Origin of the sequence: Pseudonocardia sp. Ae331_Ps2 (assembly GCF_001932405.1) — a bacterium.
In the GTDB taxonomy this organism is placed as follows: Bacteria; Actinomycetota; Actinomycetes; order Mycobacteriales; family Pseudonocardiaceae; genus Pseudonocardia.
On the sequence record NZ_MCIM01000001.1, the window covers coordinates 5,057,613 to 5,072,325 of the forward strand.

The window sequence follows — 14,713 nt, forward strand, 5'->3', positions numbered from 1 at the left end:
CGTCATCGTGGCGCCGGTACCGCGGTGCCACGAGGGCCGGCGGGCCCCTCCGGTGCGACCCGCGCCCCGCCGAGGCGCTTGCGGAACACCCAGTAGCTCCAGGACTGGTAGGCGAGGACCAGCGGCAGGAACACGGCCGCGACCCAGCTCATGACCGTGAGCGTGTAGGGCGCGGACGCGGCGTTCGCGACGGTCAGGGTGTGGGCGGGGTCGGTGGTCGAGGGCAGCAGCGACGGGTACAGCTGCCCGAACAGCACGACCGACAGCCCGCCGATCGACAGCGCGGTGGCGGTGAACGCCCACCCCTCGCGGCCGAGCAGCAGCGCCACCCCGGCCGCGGCGAGGGCCAGCCCGCTGACCCAGGCGACCGTGCCGGTCCAGGACGGCTCACGCAGCGCGAGCGTCGCGGCCAGGAAGGCGACGGTGACCAGCAGGACCGGAACCACCGCCCGCAGGGCGAACCGGCGTGCCCGGTACCGCACCGGCCCGTCGGTCTTGAGCGCCAGGAACACCGCGCCGTGCAGGAGGAACAGCGCAGTGGTGACGACGCCGCCGAGCAGGGCGTAGCCGTTCAGCAGGTCCGCGAGCGAGGCCGTGACCACGGTGTTCTGCCCGCTGCCCGGGGCACTGAGCTCGGTCGGCAGGCCGCGGACCAGGTTGGCGAGCACCAGGCCCCACACGAAGGCCGGGACCAGCGACCCGAGACCGATCATGAGGTCCCAGCGGGCCTTCCAGGACGCGTCGGAGCGCTTGTGCCGGTACTCCAGCCCGACCCCGCGCACGATCAGGCCCAGCAGGACGAGCAGCACCGGCAGGTAGAGGCCCGACAGCGTCGCGGCGTACCAGGCGGGGAAGGCGGCGAACATCGCGCCGACGGCGGCGATCAGCCACACCTCGTTGCCGTCCCACACCGGGCCGATCGCGCCGAGCGCCGCCTCGCGGTCGGCCTCCTCGTCGCGGCCCAGGACGCGGACCAGCATCCCGACGCCGAAGTCGAACCCCTCGAGCACCAGGTAGCCGGTCCACAGCACGGCCACGGCCAGGAACCAGATCGTGGGCAGGTCCATCGTCGTCCCTCCGTAGGTCAGTAGCTGAACGCCGCGGGGCGGCGCTCGTCGTCGGTGCCGACGGCGGCGCCGTCGTCGGGACGGCCGTCGGAGCCGTCGGGGCCGTCGGGATCGTCGGTGTAGGGCAGTGCGGCGCCGGGACCGGCCTGCACATAGCGGAACAGCAGCCGCACCTCGACGACGGCGAGCACCCCGTAGAGCACGGTGAACGTGGCCAGGGAGAACGCGACCTGGCCCAGGCTCACCCCGGGGGAGACGCTCTGGGCGGTGAGCAGCTCGCCGTGCACCGTCCAGGGCTGGCGGCCCATCTCGGTCAGCACCCAGCCGGCGATGTTCCCGGCCAGCGCGGCGGGCAGCGCGGCGATCACGCCCCGGTAGGCCCACCGCTGGAGCCGCCCGGCCGGAGCCGGTGCGCCGTCGCGGGTGAAGCCGGGCAGCCGTCCGCCGCGGGTGAGCCAGAGCCCGGCCGTCGCGACCGCGACCCCGGCCAGGCCGAGGCCCATCATGAGCCGGAACGCCCAGTAGAGGACGGCGATGTTGGGCCGGTAGTCCCCGGGGCCGTAGAGCGCCTCGTACTGTGCCTGCACGTTCTCGATGCCCTGCACCGGGCCCCACGGGCTCCCGGTGGCCAGGAAGCTCAGGACGCCGGGGATCTGCACGTTGATGTGGTTGCGGCTGCCCTGGACGTCGCCGACGGCGAACAGTGAGAACCCGGCCGACTCCTCGGTCTGCCACAGCGCCTCGGCCGAGGCGAGCTTCATCGGCTCGTAGGTGGCGGCCAGCTTGGCCTGGTGGTCACCGGAGGCGATGACCAGCACCCCGGCGACGAGGGTGACGAGGAACCCGGTGCGCAGGGTCTTGCGGAACAGCGTGTGCTCGCTCGGGTGCGGCGTCGCGTCACCGGGACGGCGCCAGCGCTCGCGCATCAGCTTCCAGGCGCTGACCGCGGCGACGAACAGGCCCGCGATCAGGAACGCCGCGGCGACGACGTGGGCGTAGGTCGACCAGGCCTGCGGGTTGGTCAGCACGGCGCCGATGTCGGTGAGCCGGGCCCGGCCGGTGGCGCGGTCGACCTCGTAGCCGACCGGGTTCCGCATCCAGGCGTTCGCCGCGAGGATGAAGTACGCCGACAGGTTCGACCCGATCGCGGCGGCCCAGATGCAGGCCAGGTGCACGCCCCGGCGCAGCCGGTCCCACCCGAAGATCCACAGCCCGATGAAGGTGGACTCGAGGAAGAACGCGATCAGCGCCTCCATCGCCAGCGGCGCGCCGAACACGTCGCCGACGAAGGTGGAGTAGGCGCTCCAGTTCATCCCGAACTGGAACTCCTGCACGATCCCGGTGACCACGCCCATCGCGAAGTTGATCAGGAACAGCTTCCCGAAGAACTTCGTCGCCCGCAGGTACTCCTCCCGGCCCGTGCGGAACCAGGCGGTCTGCAGCGACGCGACGATCACCGAGAGCCCGATGGTCAGCGGCACGAACAGGAAGTGGTAGATCGTGGTGATCCCGAACTGCCAGCGAGCCAGGTCGAGCGCGTCCATCGGGACCTCCCGAGCGAAGTTCTACGTCCAGTAGTAGTTCTACCGGAAGTAGAAGATCAGCGGGGACCCGGGCCCGGTGGCGCTGGACACGCGGGCCGCCGCGGGTGCGCTCGCCCCCGGGTCCGGGGGGCTCGGTCCGGTCCTGTCCGGCCCGGTCAGGCGACGGCGAGGGTGCGCCGCAGGAAGTCCACCTGCGCGGCCACGGACCGCTCGAACATCTCGCCGAGATAGATGTCGAAGTGCCCGCACGGCAGCTCCAGCACCTCCGAGCCCGCCCCGGCCCGGGCGGCGACCGCACGCACCGACGCCGGCGGCGCGATCGAGTCCCGCGCCGCGACGACGACGAGGATCGGCGCCCGCAGCCGCCGCGCCGCCGTCACCGGGCGGTTGAGCGGGATCCGCAGCGCGCCCCGGGCCCGCATGGTGTTGCGGAACCCGGGTCCGGCGATCGAGGAGTAGCCGCTCTCGGCGTCGTGCGAGGTGATCGCCGCGGTCGACCCGGGCGGCCCGAACACCGCGATCCGGTGCGGCGGGCGCCCGAGCAGCCCGGCGGCGGCGTCGCGCAGGCCGTGCCCGGTGAGGCGGGCCAGCTGCCCGGGCCCGGCGTAGCGCAGGATCTCCAGCAGCGCGGCGGCCCCGTCCATCGCGGCGCCCTGGGAGATCACCGCGGCGACCTGGCCGTCGCGGGCGGCGACCGGGACCACGTGCCCGCCGGAGTACGAGCTGCCCCACAGCACGATCCGCTCCGGGTCGACGCCGGGCAGCGTGCGGGCGTACGCGATCGCGGCGTGGTAGTCGGCGCGGTGGCGGCCGTGGTGGACGTCCTGGTCGAGCCGCGGGTCGCCGGTGCCGTCGGAGGCGCCGAACCCGCGGTAGTCGAACACCAGCACCGCGCAGCCCGCGGCGGCGAAACGCTGCGCGAAGGGCAGCAGCCCGGAGTCGCGGGTGGCACCGAACCCGTGCGCCATGACGACGCAGGGCCGGCCGCGGTCGTTCGTGAGCGCGTCGCCGGACGCCGTGAGGAGCCAGGCCGCGCAGCGCAGCCCGCCGCTCGGGAACGACGTCTCGGCGGGGGTGACGGTCATCGTCTGCTCCTGCGGTGCACGGGCGGATCGAGTCGGTCCGGGCCGCTCGCGGCAGCACGCGGAGTCTCGGGGCCGGGTCATCGTGCCGCACCCCGGTGCCCGGCCGCTCGGTCAGGCCCCGGTCGGGCCGAACTGCTCGATCCGGATCGCGTGGTCGGGGACGCCGGCGGCGGCGAGCAGGTCGGCCGCGGCGGCGGAGAAGGCCGGCGAGCCGCACACGAACGCGGTCTCCCCGCCGCGGACCAGCGGGGCGAGGTCGGCGAGGGTGAGCCGGCCCGCCGGGCGGGTCGCGCCGGGCGGGGCGGTCCGGGTGAACACCGCGGTGACCGGCGGACCGGTGAGCTCCTCGCCGTAGAACAGATCGTCGGGGGTGCGGACCGAGACCAGCATCCGCACCAGGTCGGGACGGCCGACGGCGCGGGCGTGACGCAGCATCGCGGCCAGCGGAACCTGCCCGGACCCGCCGCCGACCAGCAGCGCGGGGGAGACGCCGTCCCAGGCGAACCAGCCCCCGACCGGGCCGCGGACCTCCAGCACGTCCCCGACGACGGCGACGTCGTGCAGGAACCCCGACACCTCGCCGTCGTCGAGACGTTCGACGGTCAGGGCGATCTCCGGCCGCCCGTCGGGCGCGGAGGCGACCGAGTACGAGCGCTGCGCGGTGTAGCCGTCCTCGGCGGTCAGGCGCAGCACGTAGTACTGGCCCGGCAGGTGGGTGGCCGGTTCCTCCAGGCCCAGCCGGAAGGTCTTCACCCCCGGGGCCTCGTCGTGCACCGACAGCACGGTCGCGGCCTGCCAGCGCAGGGTGCGGCGTGGGGTGGTGTCCACCGTCAGTCCCCCTGGAACCGCTGCTCGGACCACGGGTCGCCGCGGTCGTGGTAGCCGTTGCGCTCCCAGAAGCCCGGCTCGTCCTCGGCGAGCAGGCGCAGCCCGGCGACCCACTTCGCGCTCTTCCAGAAGTAGAGGTGCGGCACCAGCAACCGTGCCGGGCCGCCGTGCTCGCGGGTCAGCGGCGCGCCCTGTGCCTCGAACGCCAGCCACGCCCGGCCGCCGGTCAGGTCCGACAGCGGCATGTTCGTGGTGTAGCCCGAGTGCGAGTGCGCGACGGCGAACCGCGCCTCCGGCAGCGGTCCCGCCGCCTCCAGCAGCGTGTCGACCGCGACCCCGCTCCAGCGCATCCCGAACTTCGACCAGGTCGTGACGCAGTGGATGTCGCCGTCCCACCGCTCGCGGGGCAGGGCGCGGATCTCGTCCCAGGTCCACTCGACCGGGCGCTGCACGAGACCGTCGATGCGGAAGGTCCAGCGGGCGGTGTCCAGCACGGGGGCGCGTTCGGCGGTCAGCACCGGCCACTGGTCGCCGGCGTCGTACTGGCCGGGCGGCAGCCGTCGGTCACGCGGTCTGCGCCCGACGAATCCTCGGGTCACGCGGGGCATGCCGACCACAATGCACCCCCGCCCCCGGTTGTTCCCGCCCCGGCCCGTCACACCGGCACCCGGCCGCCAGGGGCTACCGGTGGGGACTACCGGCGGGGAACGGCCGCGTGCACGCCGCGAGGCCCCCGGACGGCCCCGTTGCGCCAGTCGGGTGCATCACAGGCCGTGCGCGCCTCGCCACAGCGCATGCCCCTGGCGGCACCGGCTCACTAGACTCCGCTGCACTTCGGTGGCGTCGACGACGGCGCCATCCGGCGGGCAACGAGGCCGCCCCGCGGGCCGGTGAGGAGAACAGAGCGGATGACGGACAGTGACCGCAGCGCGGTCGGCCGCGCAGCCGGTCCGGAGGGCTCTTCCGTGGATGCTCCGGTGGAGCCGGAGGAGCTGGTCCTCGCGGGCGCCTTCGACCCGGTCACCCGCGACCAGTGGCTCGCCGCCGTGGACGCGGTGGTGCGCAAGTCGGGCCGGCTCGGCGAGGACGCCGAGCTCGGGGCCGGGGTCGAGACCCTGACCCGCACCTCACCCGACGGGATCCGGGGCGCGCCGCTCTACGCCGAGGAGGACACCACCGACCTGCCGCCCACCGGCGTGCCGGGGTCGTGGCCGTTCACCCGCGGCGCCCGCACCGACGGGCACGTCCCCGACGGCTGGGACATCCGCCAGCGCCACGCGGGCACCGACCCGGCCGCCGTCCGGGAGGCCGTGCTGGCGGACCTGGAGTGCGGCGTCACCTCGGTGTGGCTGCGGGTGGGCGAGGGCGGCGTCGCCGTCGCCGACCTGGCGCGCGCCCTCGACGGCGTGCACCTGGACCTGGCCGGGGTCGCCCTCGACGCCGGGACCGAGCAGGTCGCCGCCGCGCACGCCTACCTGGACCTGGCCGCCCGCAACGGCGTCGAGGACGCCGAGCTGCTCGGCTCGCTGGGCGTCGACCCGATCGGGCTGCGCGCCCGCGCGGGCTCCGGCCCGGACGTCGAGTCCGTCGTCGAGGTCGCCCGTCGCGTGCACGGCACCTTCGACAAGGTCACCGCGATCACCGTCGACGCGACCGTGGTCCGCGAGGCCGGCGGCTCCGACGCCCAGGAGCTGGGCTGGTCCCTGGCCGCGGGGGTCGCCTACCTGCGTGCCCTGGACGCCGCGGGGATCGGGGTGGCCGACGCGGCCCGGCTGATCGAGTTCCGCTACGCCGCCACTCCCGAGCAGTTCCCGACGATCGCGACCCTGCGGGCGGGCCGGCGGCTGTGGGCCCGGGTGCTGGAGGCCTCCGGCGTCACCGACGTGCCGCAGACCCAGCACGCCACCGTCCCCGACGCGCTGTTCACCCGGCGCGACCCGTGGGTGAACATGCTGCGCGGCACCGTCGCCGGGTTCGCCGCGGGCGTCGGCGGGGCCGACGCGGTCACCGTGCCGCCGTTCGACGCCGCCCTCGGCGTCGCCGAGCCGTTCTCCCGCCGCATCGCCCGCAACACCCAGAACCTGCTGGTCGAGGAGTCGCACCTGGCGCGGGTCATCGACCCGGCGGGCGGGTCCTGGTACGTCGAGCACCTCACCGAGGACCTCGCGCGGGTGGCCTGGGAGTTCTTCGTCGAGATCGAGGCCGCGGGTGGCGCGGTCGCCGCGCTCGACTCCGGCCTGGTCGCGGAGAAGGTGGGCGAGGTCCGCGCCCGCCGCGAGGCCGACGTCGCGAAGCGGAAGGCCCCGCTCACCGGCGTCTCGGAGTTCCCCGACCTGAACGAGAAGCCGGTGCGACGCACCCCGCTGCCGCCGGCCGTCGAGCGCGGGGGGCTGCCGCTCTACCGCCCCGCCGAGGCCTACGAGGCCCACCGGGACCGCTCCGACGCGCTGCTGGCCGAGACGGGCTCGCGTCCCACCGCCTTCCTGGCGACCCTCGGCCCGCTGGCGGTCTACACCGCCCGCGCCGGGTTCACCCGCAACCTGCTGGCCGCGGGCGGTGTCGACACCGTCGACGCCGGCCCGACCGAGACCGCAGCCGACGTCGTCGAGGCGTTCGGGAAGAGCGGCTCGCCGGTCGCGGTGCTCTGCTCCTCGGACACGCTCTACGACGAGCGGGCCGCCGAGGCCGCCGCCGCGCTGCGCGAGGCCGGGGCCACCCACATCCTGCTCGCGGGGAAGCCGAAGGAGCCGGTGCCCGGCGTCGACGGCCACCTGTTCGCCGGCTGCGACGCCCTCGCCGTCCTGGACGACGTGTACACCCACCTGGAGGGCTCGAAGTGAGCATTCCCGACTTCACCACCGTGCCGCTCCTGGGCGACACAGCGCCCGCCACGGCGTGGAACGGCTCCGCCCCGACGTGGGAAGCACCGGAGGGGATCGGCGTCAAGCCGCTCTACACCGCCGACGACCTCGCCGGCGTCGACTTCCTGCACACCTACCCGGGCATCACCCCGTACCTGCGCGGGCCGTACCCGACGATGTACACCAACCAGCCGTGGACGGTGCGCCAGTACGCCGGATTCTCCACCGCCGCGGAGTCCAACGCGTTCTACCGGCGCAACCTCGCGGCCGGGCAGAAGGGCCTGTCGATCGCGTTCGACCTGGCCACCCACCGCGGGTACGACTCCGACCACCCCCGCGTGGCGGGCGACGTCGGCATGGCCGGTGTCGCGATCGACTCGATCCTCGACATGCGCCAGCTCTTCGACGGCATCCCGCTGGACAAGATGTCGGTGTCGATGACGATGAACGGCGCCGTCCTCCCGGTGCTGGCGCTCTACATCGTCGCCGCCGAGGAACAGGGCGTGAGCCCCGAGAAGCTGACCGGAACCATTCAGAACGACATTCTGAAGGAGTTCATGGTCCGCAACACCTACATCTACCCGCCGCAGCCGTCTATGCAGATCATCTCCGACATCTTCGGCTTCACCAGCCGGAAGATGCCGAAGTTCAACTCGATCTCCATCTCCGGGTACCACATCCAGGAGGCGGGTGCGACCAACGACCTGGAGCTCGCCTACACCCTGGCCGACGGCGTGGAGTACCTGCGGGCCGGTGTCGACGCCGGGCTGGACATCGACAAGTTCGCCCCGCGACTGAGCTTCTTCTGGGCGATCGGCATGAACTTCTTCATGGAGGTCGCCAAGATGCGGGCCGCCCGCCTGCTCTGGTCGAAGCTCGTGAACCGGTTCGAGCCGCAGAACGCCAAGTCGCTGTCGCTGCGGACGCACTCCCAGACCTCCGGCTGGTCGCTGACCGCGCAGGACGTCTACAACAACGTCGTCCGCACCTGCGTCGAGGCGATGGCCGCGACCCAGGGCCACACCCAGTCGCTGCACACCAACGCCCTCGACGAGGCCCTCGCGCTGCCGACGGACTTCTCCGCGCGGATCGCCCGCAACACCCAGCTGCTGCTGCAGCAGGAGTCGGGCACCACGAACGTCGTCGACCCGTGGGGCGGCTCGTACTACGTCGAGAAGCTCACCTACGACCTCGCCAAGCGGGCGTGGGCGCACATCGACGAGGTCGAGAAGGCCGGCGGCATGGCCCAGGCCATCGACGCCGGCATCCCGAAGATGCGTGTCGAGGAGGCCGCGGCCCGCACCCAGGCCCGCATCGACTCCGGCCGCCAGCCGGTGATCGGCGTCAACAAGTACGTCGTCGAGGCCGACGAGCAGATCGACGTGCTCAAGGTCGACAACAAGAACGTGCGACGCGAGCAGCTCGAGAAGCTGCAGCGGCTGCGCGCCGAGCGCGACGACCGCGCCGTCGACGAAGCGCTGCGGGCGCTGACCGGCGCCGCGGAGAAGATCGCCGAGGGCTCGTCGCGCTCCGACGACGAGAACCTGCTCCAGCTGGCCGTGAACGCGGCCCGCGACCAGGCCACGGTCGGGGAGATCTCCGACGCACTCGAGAAGGTCTTCGGGCGCCACGCCGGTCAGATCCGCATCATCTCCGGTGTGTACTCCGCCGAGGCCGGGCAGAACCCGGCGATCGACCGCGCCCGCGAGCTCGTCTCCGAGTTCGCCCGCCACGAGGGCCGCCAGCCCCGCATCCTGGTCGCGAAGATGGGCCAGGACGGCCACGACCGCGGCCAGAAGGTCATCTCCACCGCGTTCGCCGACATCGGCTTCGACGTCGACGTCGGGCCGCTGTTCCAGACCCCGGCCGAGGTCGCGAAGCAGGCCGCCGAGTCCGACGTGCACGTGATCGGCGCCAGCTCGCTGGCCGCAGGACACCTCACGCTGGTCCCGGAGCTGCGCCGAGAGCTCGCCGAGCTGGGGCGCGACGACATCATGGTCGTCGTCGGCGGGGTCATCCCGCCCGCGGACGTGCCGGAGCTGCTGGAGATGGGCGCCGCCGCGGTGTTCCCGCCCGGCACGGTCATCGCCGAGGCGGCCGTCGACCTGCTCGGCAAGCTGTCCGCCGCGCTCGGTCACGACGACCCGGACACGTCCGCACCGGCCGGCAGCGTCTACGCCGACTGAGCCCGCCGGCACGGTGTCGCCGTCACGGTGTCCCCGGGCTCGTGCCTCCGTCACCGTGCCGCTGTCACCGTGCCGCCGTCCTTGCGCCCGGTGTGCCCACCCGCGCACCGGGCGCGGTGCCGACCCGCAAGGAGAGTCCCGCCGATGGCCCCTCGCGTCCCCGACCCCGCGGAGCTCGCCCGCGGGGTCCTGGCCGGCGACCGCACCCTGCTCGCCCGGGCGATCACCCTGGTCGAGTCCAGCAGGCCCGACCACCAGCGGGCCGCCCAGGAGCTGCTCCTGGAGCTCACCCCGAAGGCCGGGCACGCGGTGCGGGTCGGCATCTCCGGGGTGCCCGGTGTTGGGAAGTCGACGTTCATCGAGGCGATGGGGTCGAAGCTCACCGCGCAGGGCCACCGGGTGGCGGTGCTCGCCGTCGACCCGTCGTCCACCCGGACCCGCGGCTCCATCCTGGGGGACAAGACCCGGATGCCGCGCCTGGCCGTCGACCCGGACGCGTTCGTGCGGCCCTCGCCCTCGGCGGGCACGCTCGGCGGGGTCGCCCGCCGCACCCGGGAGACGATGGTGGTCATGGAGGCCGCCGGGTTCGACGTCGTGCTCGTCGAGACCGTCGGGGTCGGCCAGTCCGAGACCGCCGTCGCCGGGATGGTCGACACCTTCCTGTTCCTCACCATCGCCCGCACCGGCGACGCGCTGCAGGGGATCAAGAAGGGCATCCTGGAGCTCGCCGACGTCGTCGCGGTGAACAAGGCCGACGGCCCGCACGAGCGCGACGCCCGCGCCGCGGCCCGTGAGCTCGCCGGCGCGCTGCACATGATGACCCCCACCTCGGCGCACTGGCGCACCCCGGTGCTGTCCTGCTCGGCGCAGACCGGCAAGGGGCTGGACGCGGTGTGGGAGAAGGTCACCGCGCACCGCGAGGCCCTCGAGTCCGCCGGTGAGCTCGCGACCCGGCGCGCCGACCAGCAGGTCGAGTGGATGTGGCAGATGGTGCGCGACCGGCTGATGGACCGGGTGCTGCACGACCCGGCGACGGCCGAGCGGCTCCCGAAGCTCACTGCCGAGGTCCGCGAGGGCGGGCTCACCCCCACCCTCGCCGCCCAGCAGATCCTCGACGTCCTGGGCTGAACCACCCGTTTCGGTCCCTGCCCGCACCGGGGCGGGTCACTAGCGTCGGCGACCGTGAACGAGCGGATCATCCCCGGGATGCTGGCGATCGGGCTCGGGTCGGCGCTGGTGCTGGCCGTGCTCGTCCCCGTCGTCGCGGTGACCTACCGTCGCCGCGGCCGGTTCGGGCCCGGGGAGCTGGCCGTGCTCGTCGCCGTCCCGGTGTACGGCCTGGCGATCCTCGGCTACACCCTGCTCCCGCTGCCCCAGGTCGACGCGGCGTTCTGCGCCGGGCGCACCGCGGCGGACTCGCTGCAGACCCGGCCGTTCGCCTTCGTCGGCGACATCGCCCGGATCGCCGCCCGCCAGGACGCGACCGGCGCGCGGGCCTGGCTCGCGAACGCCGCCGTCCAGCAGGTCGTGCTCAACGTGGTGCTGTTCGCGCCGCTGGGCTGGCTGCTGCGCGGGGTGTTCCGCCGCTCGCTGCCGGTCACCGTCGCCGCCGGGTTCGCGGTCTCGCTGCTCGTCGAGGCCACCCAGTACACCGGCAACTGGTTCCTGTTCCCGTGCGCCTACCGGCTCGCCGACGTCGACGACCTCATCGCCAACACCGCGGGCGCCCTGCTCGGCGGGCTCGCCGCGATGCTGCTGCGGCCCCGCTCGTGGGACGAGACGGGCGACCCGGACCTCCCGGCGCCGGTCACCGGCGGGCGACGCCTGCTCGGCGCCGTGTGCGACCTGATGGCGGTGTGGGCGACCGGGGCGCTGTTCGGGGCGCTGCTGCTCGGTGGGGTCACCGTCGTCGCCGGGCTGCGGGCGCCGTTCCCGGACTGGTACGACACCGCCAACGCCGTCGTCGGCTTCTGGGTGCCGTTGCTGGCGTTCCTGGTCGTGCCGCTGTTCGGCCGGGGCGGGACGGTCGGCCAGCGTGCGGTGCGGCTGCGCCCGGCGCTGCCCGACGGCAGGGTCCCCGGCCGCGGACGCCGCCTCGCCCGGGCACTGCTCGGCACCGGCGGTTTCCTGCTGCTGTCCGGTCCGTCCGGGGGGCTCGGCCTGCTCGGGCTGGTATGGGGGCTCGTCGGCCTGGTCGGGCTCTGGCGCAGCACCGGCCACCGCGGGGTGGCCGGACGCCTCACCGGGCTCGCGATGGTCGACGCCAGGGAGCCCACCCGCACCACCCCGGACGACCGTCGCGTGGTGCGGGACGGGTCCGCGGGCTGACCGCTCAGGACCGGGCGTCGGCCAGCTTCTCCGCCAGCGCCGCCCGCAGGATCGCCTGCTCCGCGGCGAGCATCGTGAACGTGCACCCCAGCGCCCGGAAGCGCCGCACGTGCGCGGGGGAGTCGCAGTAGATGCCCACCGGCACCCCGGCCCGCGCACACACCGCGGTGATCCCGGAGACCAGCTCGGCGTGGCGGTCGGACCCCGGGCCGCCGTCGTCCTGGGCGGCGACCGGGAGCCCGTGCGCCAGCGCCAGGTCCGACGGCCCGACGAACACCGCCGCCACCCCGTCGACGGCCACGATGTCGGCCAGGTTCGCCACCGCCGCGACCGTCTCCACCATCACCACCGTGCGGGGCGGGGCGAACACGTCGCGGCCCTGCCACGACGGGCGGACCGGGCCGAAGCTGCGCACCCCGTCCGGCGGGTAGCGGCACGCCGCGACCGCCGCCGCGGCCTGCTCGCCGGTGTCGACGAGCGGGACGATCACGCCGTCGGCGCCCCGGTCCAGGGCCCGCCCGATGCCCTCCGCGCCGTGACCGGGGACCCGTACCAGCGCCGGCGTCCCGGTCGCGGACAGGGCCTGCAGCATGCCGAGAACGGTGTCGTCGCCGATCAGGCCGTGCTGGGTGTCGACGCAGACCAGGTCGAACCCGACGGAGCCGGCGATCTCGGCGACGGCGGAGGAGGGCAGCTGCAGCCAGCCACCGACCGCGTCGTCGGTGAACAGGGGATCAGTCGTCATGCGACGACCGTGCCGCCCGACCCGTCCGACGCGCCAGTCGAGATCGTCGTCTCGTTGTGCGCCGGACCCCCGTCGGCTGGGATGGTCAGGTGAGCCTCACCTTCCCCGGCCGAACCGTGCGCCGAGCCGTGCCCCGTGCCGTGCGCCCCGTCCTGCCCCGTGCGGTGGCCGCCGCGGTGTGCCTGTTCCTGCTCGCCGGCTGCGGCGCCGGGGCGACCCGGACACCCGCGCCGGCGGGCACGGACGGTGCGGCCCCCACCGCGCTGCCCGCCGGGCAGGGCTCGCCCGAGCCCGACGGCGTCTTCCCGCGCACCGTCACCCACGAGACGGGCACCACGACGATCCCGGCCGAGCCCCGGCGGGTCGTGGTCATCTCCACCGGGCAGCTCGACGGGCTGCTGTCCCTCGGCGTCGTGCCCGTCGGGTCCACCCGGGCCGAGGCGGCCACGATGGTCCCGGAGTACCTCACCACGGCGTTCCCGCAGCACCGGGCCGCGCTGGCGGCGATGGCCGACCTGGGCCTGCGCACCGACCCGGCGATCGAGGCGGTCGCCGCGGCGCGCCCGGACCTGATCGTGGCCAACGTGGCCGGGGCGCAGGAGGTCGCCTCCCGGCTGTCCGCGATCGCGCCGACCGTGATGACCCGGGGCAACGGCGTGAACTGGAAGACCGACCTGCTGCTGATCGGGCACGCGCTGGGCCGGGCCGGCGCCGCGCAGGCCCTCGTCGACGACCTCGCCGGGCGGGCCCGTGCCGTCGGCGAGCAGGCCGGGCCGGTCGAGGTGTCGCTGCTGCGCATCCAGCCCACCCGGGTCCGGGTCTTCGGCGTCGGTTCGTTCCCCGGCTCGCTGCTCGCCGACGCCGGGATCACCCGGCCGCCGAGCCAGCGCTTCGCCGCGACCTCGGAGGACCTGTCCGCCGAGGAGCTCGGCCGCGCCGACGCCGGATGGATCTTCTACGGCGTCCAGGGCGCCGCACCGGACGCACGGCCGCCGGCCCTGCTGACCGAGGGGATCGGGGCCTCGCTCGGTGCCGTGCGGGACCGGCGCACCACCGCCGTCGACGACGACACCTGGTTCCTCAACGCGGGCCCGCAGGCCGCGCGCGTGGTGCTCGACGACCTGGCCGCCGCACTCGGGACGGGGTGAGCCCGGCCGGCCGCCGACGGCGGGGTGCGATCATCACCCCATGTCGTCGCCGTCCGCGCAGCCGGTGTCCCTGCCCGCCCGGCCGGTGGTCGGGGTCCTGCACCCCGGCGCGATGGGCGCCGCACTCGGCTCGGCCCTCAAGGCCCGGGCCGGCGCGGTGATCTGGGCCGACGCCGGCCGCTCGCACGCCACCGCCAAGCGCGCCGAGCTGGCCGACCTGCAGGCGGTGCCGACGGTCGCCGACCTCGCCGCCCGGGCCGACGTGATCGTGTCGATCTGCCCGCCGCACGCCGCGCGCGAGGTGGCGGGCCTGGTGGGCTCCGGGCTGACCGGGCGCACCGACCGGCCGCTCTACGTCGAGGCCAACGCCGTGTCCCCGGACACCGTCCGCGGTGTCGCGACGCTCCTCGGCGACCGTGCGACCGTCTGCGACGGCGCCGTCATCGGACCGCCGGCGTGGACGGCGGGCACCACGACGCTGTGGCTGTCCGGGCCGGGGGCCGACGCCGCCGCCACCCTGTTCGAGCCCGGCCCGTTCGACGCCCGGGTGCTCGGGACCGCCGGGACCGACCTGGGCACCGCGAGCGGGCTCAAGGCCTGCTTCGCGCTGCAGAGCAAGGCCGCACCGATGCTGTGGGTGGCGCTGGAGGAGGCCGCGGCGGCGTTCGGCGTCACCGACGCCCTGCACGCCGAGCTGGACCGGGCCGGGGTCGACCACGCCGCCGCGCTGGCCCACGCCCGCGAGCGCATGGCGGGCAGGGCGTGGCGCTGGGCGGGGGAGATGGACGAGGCGGCCGACGCGTTCGCCGCCGTCGGGCTGCCCGACGGCTTCTCCCGCGCCGCCGCGGAGCTCTACCGGCGCGCGGCGGGGGCCGGGCAGGACGGCTGAGCCGGGCCCGGCACCGCCTCGGCGGCACCGGA

Annotated in this window: 12 protein-coding genes; 6 read left to right on the plus strand and 6 right to left on the minus strand. The window is 74.8% G+C overall.

The window, feature by feature from the left end; translation table 11 throughout:
• Window positions 1–2: 2 nt before the first annotated feature.
• The 5 genes from cydB to Ae331Ps2_RS23685 form a co-directional block, all read right to left on the minus strand.
• Window positions 3–1,067: a cytochrome d ubiquinol oxidase subunit II gene (cydB, locus tag Ae331Ps2_RS23665; RefSeq protein ID WP_075306460.1), complete on the minus strand. Its 1,065-nt coding sequence runs from the start codon at window positions 1,065–1,067 to the stop codon at window positions 3–5.
• 17 nt (window positions 1,068–1,084) lie between these two features.
• Window positions 1,085–2,611, minus strand: coding sequence for a cytochrome ubiquinol oxidase subunit I (locus Ae331Ps2_RS23670; RefSeq protein ID WP_075306458.1), 1,527 nt, complete (start codon window positions 2,609–2,611; stop codon window positions 1,085–1,087).
• 155 nt (window positions 2,612–2,766) lie between these two features.
• Entirely contained in the window at window positions 2,767–3,696 is a 930-nt protein-coding gene (locus tag Ae331Ps2_RS23675) for an alpha/beta hydrolase (protein WP_075306456.1), read from the minus strand.
• Between the two features lie 111 nt (window positions 3,697–3,807).
• On the minus strand, window positions 3,808–4,524 hold the full coding sequence (locus Ae331Ps2_RS23680; RefSeq protein WP_020623838.1) for an FAD-binding oxidoreductase: 717 nt from the start codon (window positions 4,522–4,524) through the stop codon (window positions 3,808–3,810).
• 2 nt (window positions 4,525–4,526) lie between these two features.
• On the minus strand, window positions 4,527–5,132 hold the full coding sequence (locus Ae331Ps2_RS23685) for a sulfite oxidase-like oxidoreductase (RefSeq protein WP_075306454.1): 606 nt from the start codon (window positions 5,130–5,132) through the stop codon (window positions 4,527–4,529).
• A gap of 300 nt (window positions 5,133–5,432) precedes the next feature.
• Here Ae331Ps2_RS23685 and Ae331Ps2_RS23690 point away from each other — a divergent pair, with 300 nt between their 5' ends.
• The 4 genes from Ae331Ps2_RS23690 to Ae331Ps2_RS23705 all read left to right on the plus strand — a co-directional run bounded on the left by Ae331Ps2_RS23690 (window position 5,433) and on the right by Ae331Ps2_RS23705 (window position 11,899).
• Complete coding sequence (locus Ae331Ps2_RS23690; RefSeq protein WP_083695904.1) at window positions 5,433–7,364, plus strand: methylmalonyl-CoA mutase subunit beta; 1,932 nt, start codon at window positions 5,433–5,435, stop codon at window positions 7,362–7,364.
• A gap of 20 nt (window positions 7,365–7,384) precedes the next feature.
• A complete protein-coding gene (scpA, locus tag Ae331Ps2_RS23695; RefSeq protein WP_233147763.1) occupies window positions 7,385–9,571 on the plus strand; it encodes a methylmalonyl-CoA mutase in 2,187 nt (728 codons plus the stop codon).
• Window positions 9,572–9,715: 144 nt separating this feature from the next.
• Entirely contained in the window at window positions 9,716–10,699 is a 984-nt protein-coding gene (gene meaB, locus Ae331Ps2_RS23700; protein WP_075306448.1) for a methylmalonyl Co-A mutase-associated GTPase MeaB, read from the plus strand.
• Between the two features lie 54 nt (window positions 10,700–10,753).
• Window positions 10,754–11,899, plus strand: a complete 1,146-nt coding sequence (locus Ae331Ps2_RS23705) for a VanZ family protein (RefSeq protein WP_083695906.1) — start codon at window positions 10,754–10,756, stop codon at window positions 11,897–11,899.
• 4 nt (window positions 11,900–11,903) lie between these two features.
• Here Ae331Ps2_RS23705 and Ae331Ps2_RS23710 read toward each other — a convergent pair whose 3' ends face one another.
• Window positions 11,904–12,644, minus strand: a complete 741-nt coding sequence (locus Ae331Ps2_RS23710; protein ID WP_075306446.1) for an HpcH/HpaI aldolase/citrate lyase family protein — start codon at window positions 12,642–12,644, stop codon at window positions 11,904–11,906.
• An 89-nt stretch (window positions 12,645–12,733) separates the two neighbouring features.
• Here Ae331Ps2_RS23710 and Ae331Ps2_RS23715 point away from each other — a divergent pair, with 89 nt between their 5' ends.
• Window positions 12,734–13,792 (plus strand): iron-siderophore ABC transporter substrate-binding protein, encoded by a 1,059-nt coding sequence (locus Ae331Ps2_RS23715; RefSeq protein ID WP_198932175.1) that lies wholly within the window; start codon window positions 12,734–12,736, stop codon window positions 13,790–13,792.
• A 40-nt stretch (window positions 13,793–13,832) separates the two neighbouring features.
• The gene (locus Ae331Ps2_RS23720; protein ID WP_075306442.1) at window positions 13,833–14,681 is read left to right on the plus strand and encodes an NAD(P)-dependent oxidoreductase; all 849 of its coding nucleotides are present in this window, start codon (window positions 13,833–13,835) and stop codon (window positions 14,679–14,681) included.
• Window positions 14,682–14,713: the final 32 nt, after the last annotated feature.

Bases quoted from the DNA above. Each gene is read 5' to 3' on its own strand.
- cydB (WP_075306460.1), bottom strand. From the start codon at position 1,067: ATGGACCTGCCCACGATCTGGTTCCTGGCCGTGGCCGTGCTGTGGACC.
- Ae331Ps2_RS23670 (WP_075306458.1), bottom strand. From the start codon at position 2,611: ATGGACGCGCTCGACCTGGCTCGCTGGCAGTTCGGGATCACCACGATC.
- Ae331Ps2_RS23675 (WP_075306456.1), bottom strand. From the start codon at position 3,696: ATGACCGTCACCCCCGCCGAGACGTCGTTCCCGAGCGGCGGGCTGCGC.
- Ae331Ps2_RS23685 (WP_075306454.1), bottom strand. From the start codon at position 5,132: ATGCCCCGCGTGACCCGAGGATTCGTCGGGCGCAGACCGCGTGACCGA.
- Ae331Ps2_RS23690 (WP_083695904.1), top strand. From the start codon at position 5,433: ATGACGGACAGTGACCGCAGCGCGGTCGGCCGCGCAGCCGGTCCGGAG.
- meaB (WP_075306448.1), top strand. From the start codon at position 9,716: ATGGCCCCTCGCGTCCCCGACCCCGCGGAGCTCGCCCGCGGGGTCCTG.
- Ae331Ps2_RS23710 (WP_075306446.1), bottom strand. From the start codon at position 12,644: ATGACGACTGATCCCCTGTTCACCGACGACGCGGTCGGTGGCTGGCTG.
- Ae331Ps2_RS23720 (WP_075306442.1), top strand. From the start codon at position 13,833: ATGTCGTCGCCGTCCGCGCAGCCGGTGTCCCTGCCCGCCCGGCCGGTG.